Raw genomic sequence first — 5,188 nt, 5'->3', positions numbered from 1 at the left:
ATCTGCGCGAGCACAAGAAGGAGAGCCTGAGGGCCTTGGCCGCCTGAGCACCGTCATGTGTCCGCCGCTCCGCTAAACACGGGGGCTGCGCGGCGGACACGCCAACGTCAACGCAATGCCACACCATTTTGCAGAACTTGACGCACACAACTCCTGGACAAGATGGCCGTAGCGGATGGGTGCAGCGTCCGTGGCGCAAGCCAGCCCTCTGCCAACGCGAACTTTGGACCCGATCCAGTCGTCACGTGGGATGAACTCGAACGTCTCGAATTGGTTCGAGAAGGCGCCTTTTGGCAACTACCCGACGATCCGTTTTGTCAGCGCCCTGGAAGGTACGAGGGTTCCGTAAAGGGCTTGGCCCTGGCTGAGAGCATTGCCCTCGCCACGAACGTTGACAAGGCGTATGGTCGTTAATCGTTGGCTGAAAGCGTTCTTGGCCAGCGACTGAAGAACGACAAGACTCCCGCCTTTATACAGGGCGTGCTCCAACTCGCGATTACTCGGCGCGCTCACGCATTGTCCGTCCTCTACTGGGGTCATTTGCTTGATCCCTAGGGACGATCAGTTTGCCAAAGGAGCGTCCCGATGAAGCTAATTCAGAATCGTCGCGCATTCCTGGCCGGCCTGTCGGCGATCGGCGGTGCCGGGCTCCTCAATGTTCGCCCATCCAGTGCGGCCGGGGAGCCTGCTTTGGAAACGACAACCGTCCGCTTGGGGCAGTGGGTCGGAGGCGCTTACTGTTGGGCGTCCATCTACCTCGCCGGAGAACTTCTGCGCGCCGACGGTTTCACCGATATCCAATATGTCGAAGGCGACACCCACGTCGACAATTCCAAGTGGCTCTCCGCCGGCCTGATCGATTTCGACATGAACATGCCGTCGATGCACATTAGGTCCATCGACGCCGGCGTGCCGGTCAAAGTGCTGATCGGCGTGCATTCCGGCTGCTTCGAACTGATCGGCAACGACAGCGTCCGCAGCATCAGGGATCTGCGGGGCAAGCGCGTCGGGGGAGGGTCGGTGGAGTCGCATCCTCACATCCTGACGGCCCTCATGGCCAACTATGTCGGGCTTGATCCGGTGCACGATATCGAGTGGGTGGAGGGAGAACAGGCCCCCATGCAAATGTTCATCGACGGCAAGGTCGATGCCTACATGGCAGGTCCGCCCGAACCGCAGATCCTGCACGCCCGGAAGATCGGCCATACGATCGTCAACAACGGGACCGACCGCCCGTGGTCGCAATACTTTTGCTGCATGGTTGCCGGCAATGCGGACTACGTGAGCAGATACCCGGTCGCGACGAAGCGGGTGTTGCGCGCCATTCTCAAATCCGCCGACCTGTGCGCTTCTGATCCGTCGTTGGCGGCACAGCAGCTCGTCGACCGAGGCTTTCTACCCAACTATGACGAAGCGCTTGGGACGCTGAACGGTGCTCAGCACGACAAGTGGCGCGTGTTCGACGCCGAAGACAGCGTGCGCTTCTATGCGCTGCGCATGCAGGAGACCGGCATGATCAAGTCGAGCCCGCAACAAATCCTGTCCAACGGAACGGACTGGCGTTTCCTCAACGAGCTCAAACGCGAGTTGAAGGCCTGAGACCCCAGCAGACGCAGTTCTCGCCTTGGCGCTGAACATAGCGCGGGCGAGTGAGCACGACGCGCCGAAGAACGAGCGCCTGCCGACAATCGGACTGGCTCAGGACATCACGTTGACATCGCAGGACGGGACGCGCGTGTCGCTGCGCGATTTTCGCGGCGACCAACGCGGCCGGATGGTGGCAGCAACCAGCCTGCAGATATTAGTTGTCTCTGGAGGACTGCTGTTTCGTGGGAGCAGCCGTATCCATCAACGGCAACCACACGGGAACAAATGTCGCAAAAGTGAGCGCCATTCCGCTGGCGACCTCCATCTTGGCCGCAACGACGGTGCTAGCCGTTCTCGACTGCGGCACTGCGTTGGTCGCTTGCTCCAGGAGGCGACATTCCGGTGTTATCAGAACGTTCGTGATTCGGGGCCTACCTACCGAAAATCGCACACTTCATCGAATCTGCGGCTGGGGTTTGGGAAGGAGAGCGTCATGATTGGCCCGCCGCTGCCTCGTGTGGGACAATTGGCGGCGCCGCAACCCACGCCCTCTGGCACTCGGCATTGCGCTGATTGAGGGACAACATGCTGCGCGTCGCATCCGACCGGCTGAGGCCGGTCATGGCACCACGTCGATCAGCGCCGGAATTCCGCTGAAGACATGATAGACGGTCCAGGACCGATCCGCCTCGACGCGGCGGCCATATTGACGGTCCGCGAAGTCGCGTCCCGATGTCCCACCCTCATTTTCCCAGACCGCAAGCCCGGCGGCGTTGCACTGCCGATCGGTTTCGTTGCTACGGGCACTCATGGCGTTGGCCTTTCCTCATTGATCGCTTCCGTGGCCAGAACGCCGGAATAGAGCGTTGCGCCCTTCGCGTCGGCGATCGTCATGGCGTCCGGCCGCTGCGGCATGTTCAAGGTTTTGGCCAAAAGCCTGGCGATCTCGAGCGCATGGTCGAGGTTGGCCGCTTGCGCCGTCTCGCGCCCGACCACGGCATGCGCATCGTCCGAGGTTCGGGTGCGATAGAATTCGATCACGATCTTCATCGTCATCCGCCCGTGTCGCTACGTCAGTTCTTGCCCTTGCCGCGCCGGGCATTGATATCGGCTGCAACTCTGGTGTGGGCGCCGAATACGCTTTCAGGCTTGGGCGGGACCTTCTCCTGCGTCGGGTTCCCGATCTTCCGGCTAAACCATTTCTGTCCCTTTGACACGTTCGAAGATCCTTTCGATGAGCGTTGTGCTGTCACCGGGCGAAGTGTCGACCGGTTCGAGACTGTCCTGCATCGCCACCCGTTCATGAAGTTCGACGTCGCTGCGGATGCGGTACTGCAGCGAATTTCCGCTCGGCGGGAGCCTTGCTGTGACGCGGTAGATTTCCGCGGCCTTTGGAAACGTGCCGATGCCGCTCTTCAGCCGGACAGCTTGTCCGACGGCAAAGAGATGCGTTGCGGCTTCGCGGCGGACTGGGCGTGCGTTGCGTTGCATCAGGGTTGTGGTTCTCATGATTGTCTCTCGTCCAGCTCCAGCGAGGCTTGAAGCAATGCCGGTTCGATCGGCACCATCTGCTGCGTAGCACCGCTCGCGGTGATCGCCGGAGGTGAATGAAGGTGGCCACGCGGCGCCATGCGATCTGGGAAGTCCCTTCGAGGGCCTCCTCGTCATGGTCAACCCGATACTCTCCGGGCGGTTGCGGTGTATCAAAGCCGGGCAGCGAAAACGCCGACTTGAAGCGAACGACTGTATTTGTGGTGCGGCTGGTCATGAATTGCGGCTTTCCGCGGAAACGGGCGGCTGCGCCTTTCCGTATCAGTCCCACTCGAACCGCCGGGACGATGCCCGACGCTGCCAGTACATCCGTGGTCAGCGTCGGTTTCATTCCAGGATCCGAACGGAACGAGATGTGCGCCGGACCGGCGCATGCACTCATTTTCGAGAATTCGGTGGTGAATGGCGGGGCTCTGACACAAAGCCAACTCGACCCAAATCAACAAGTTTTACCTATGCGCCTCAATTGAGTTCCAAACAAGGTCGCGGCCTCCTTTATTTGATCTTTGAAATAATAACCCGCATCCGCGAAATTCAAGCCGGCAGAAAGTTTTCCTCACATCCGAACGAATTTCTGGCGTCTCGAATTATATCATTCGAATTCTTGGCCATTGGCCAGAAACAATTCTGGCACTCCTATCTATCGAGTGCCAACGCGCCTATATCAGGGGTAGCGGCCGCCTATGCTGGCCCCAGAAAGAAGTTCCCCATGAAATTCCGGCCACTCCACGATCGCGTCGTCATTCGCCGCGCCGAAGGCGACACCAAATCCAAGGGCGGCATCATCATCCCCGACAATGCCAAGGAGAAACCACAGGAAGGCGAAGTGATCGCCGTCGGCCCGGGCGGACGCGACGAGAATGGCGCGCTTGTTCCGCTCGACGTCAAGGCCGGCGACCTGATCCTGTTCGGCAAATGGTCGGGCACGGAGGTCAAGATCTACGGCGAGGACCTTCTGATCATGAAGGAGGCCGACATCATGGGCGTCATCGACAAAGCTGTCGAAGCCAAGAAGGCCGCCTGACTGGAGCGGCGCGTGTCCCTCAAGGCGCGCAAAGGTCGCTCCAGTATTTGAAAGAACAAGCGCAGCGCGTTCCGCGCGGCGACCGTTCCATTCCAAATTCGACGGGATAAAAAATGTCTGCCAAGGAAATCAAATTCTCCACCGACGCGCGCGACCGCATGCTGCGCGGCGTCGAAATCCTCAACAACGCCGTCAAGGTGACGCTCGGCCCCAAGGGCCGCAACGTCATCATCGACAAGGCCTACGGCGCGCCGCGCATCACCAAGGACGGGGTGACGGTGGCCAAGGAAATCGAACTTTCCGACAAGTTCGAAAACATGGGCGCGCAGATGGTGCGCGAAGTGGCCTCGAAGACCAACGACCTTGCCGGCGACGGCACCACCACCGCCACGGTGCTTGCCGCTTCCATCCTGCGCGAGGGCGCCAAATTCGTTGCCGCCGGCATGAACCCGATGGACCTCAAGCGCGGCATCGACCTTGCCGTCAGCGCCGTCGTCAAGGAAATCCAGGCGCGCGCCAAGAAGGTCAAGTCCTCAGCAGAGATCGCGCAGGTCGGCACCATTGCCGCCAATGGCGACACCAGCGTCGGCGCCATGATCGCCAAGGCGATGGACAAGGTCGGCAATGACGGCGTCATCACCGTCGAGGAAGCCAAGACCGCCGAAACCGAACTAGACGTCGTCGAAGGCATGCAGTTCGACCGCGGCTATCTCTCGCCCTATTTCGTCACCAATGCCGAGAAGATGCGCGTCGAGCTGGAAGAGCCCTACGTGCTCATCCACGAAAAGAAGCTCGGCAATCTGCAGGCGCTGCTGCCCATCCTCGAAGCCGTGGTGCAAAGCGGCAGGCCGCTGCTGATCATCTCCGAGGACGTCGAGGGCGAAGCGCTGGCGACTCTGGTCGTCAACAAGTTGCGCGGCGGCCTCAAGGTAGCGGCCGTCAAGGCGCCTGGCTTCGGTGACCGCCGCAAGGCGATGCTGGAAGACATCGCCGTGCTCACCGCCGGACAGATGATTTCCGAGGATC

Annotated in this window: 6 protein-coding genes and 1 pseudogene; 3 read left to right on the top strand and 4 right to left on the bottom strand. The window is 60.6% G+C overall.

Annotated elements, in window-relative coordinates:
- The first annotated feature begins 585 nt into the window (after positions 1–585).
- Entirely contained in the window at positions 586–1,599 is a 1,014-nt protein-coding gene (locus NKJ81_RS32340; RefSeq protein ID WP_352542959.1) for an ABC transporter substrate-binding protein, read from the top strand.
- Positions 1,600–2,206: 607 nt separating this feature from the next.
- Here the strand turns inward: NKJ81_RS32340 and NKJ81_RS32335 are convergent.
- From NKJ81_RS32335 to NKJ81_RS32320, 4 genes and pseudogenes are all read right to left on the bottom strand, one after another.
- The gene (locus NKJ81_RS32335; protein ID WP_352542958.1) at positions 2,207–2,398 is read right to left on the bottom strand and encodes a hypothetical protein; all 192 of its coding nucleotides are present in this window, start codon (positions 2,396–2,398) and stop codon (positions 2,207–2,209) included.
- Positions 2,395–2,637 carry a hypothetical protein gene (locus tag NKJ81_RS32330; protein ID WP_352542957.1) on the bottom strand — a complete coding sequence of 81 codons (243 nt, stop codon included), beginning with the start codon at positions 2,635–2,637 and terminating at the stop codon, positions 2,395–2,397. The genes NKJ81_RS32335 and NKJ81_RS32330 overlap by 4 nt, the downstream gene beginning before the upstream one ends.
- A 141-nt stretch (positions 2,638–2,778) precedes the next feature.
- Positions 2,779–3,096, bottom strand: a complete 318-nt coding sequence (locus tag NKJ81_RS32325) for a hypothetical protein (protein WP_352542956.1) — start codon at positions 3,094–3,096, stop codon at positions 2,779–2,781.
- A pseudogene (locus NKJ81_RS32320) lies at positions 3,093–3,355 on the bottom strand (hypothetical protein). The gene NKJ81_RS32325 and the pseudogene NKJ81_RS32320 overlap by 4 nt, the downstream one beginning before the upstream one ends.
- A 492-nt stretch (positions 3,356–3,847) precedes the next feature.
- On the opposite strand from NKJ81_RS32320, the gene NKJ81_RS32315 reads away from it, so the two are divergent.
- Together NKJ81_RS32315 and groEL are read left to right on the top strand one after the other, a co-directional pair.
- Complete coding sequence (locus NKJ81_RS32315) at positions 3,848–4,162, top strand: co-chaperone GroES (protein ID WP_352542955.1); 315 nt, start codon at positions 3,848–3,850, stop codon at positions 4,160–4,162.
- A 113-nt stretch (positions 4,163–4,275) separates the two neighbouring features.
- On the top strand, positions 4,276–5,188 hold a 913-nt coding region (gene groEL / locus NKJ81_RS32310; protein WP_352542954.1), incomplete at its 3' end, for a chaperonin GroEL.

The organism is Mesorhizobium sp. M0018 (assembly GCF_040323955.1).
Classification (GTDB): domain Bacteria; phylum Pseudomonadota; class Alphaproteobacteria; order Rhizobiales; family Rhizobiaceae; genus Mesorhizobium.
Note: the sequence above shows the minus strand (reverse complement) of the source record. Positions and strands in the feature narration are given on the sequence as shown.

Bases quoted from the DNA above. Each gene is read 5' to 3' on its own strand.
- NKJ81_RS32340 (WP_352542959.1), top strand. From the start codon at position 586: ATGAAGCTAATTCAGAATCGTCGCGCATTCCTGGCCGGCCTGTCGGCG.
- NKJ81_RS32335 (WP_352542958.1), bottom strand. From the start codon at position 2,398: ATGAGTGCCCGTAGCAACGAAACCGATCGGCAGTGCAACGCCGCCGGG.
- NKJ81_RS32330 (WP_352542957.1), bottom strand. From the start codon at position 2,637: ATGAAGATCGTGATCGAATTCTATCGCACCCGAACCTCGGACGATGCG.
- NKJ81_RS32325 (WP_352542956.1), bottom strand. From the start codon at position 3,096: ATGAGAACCACAACCCTGATGCAACGCAACGCACGCCCAGTCCGCCGC.
- NKJ81_RS32315 (WP_352542955.1), top strand. From the start codon at position 3,848: ATGAAATTCCGGCCACTCCACGATCGCGTCGTCATTCGCCGCGCCGAA.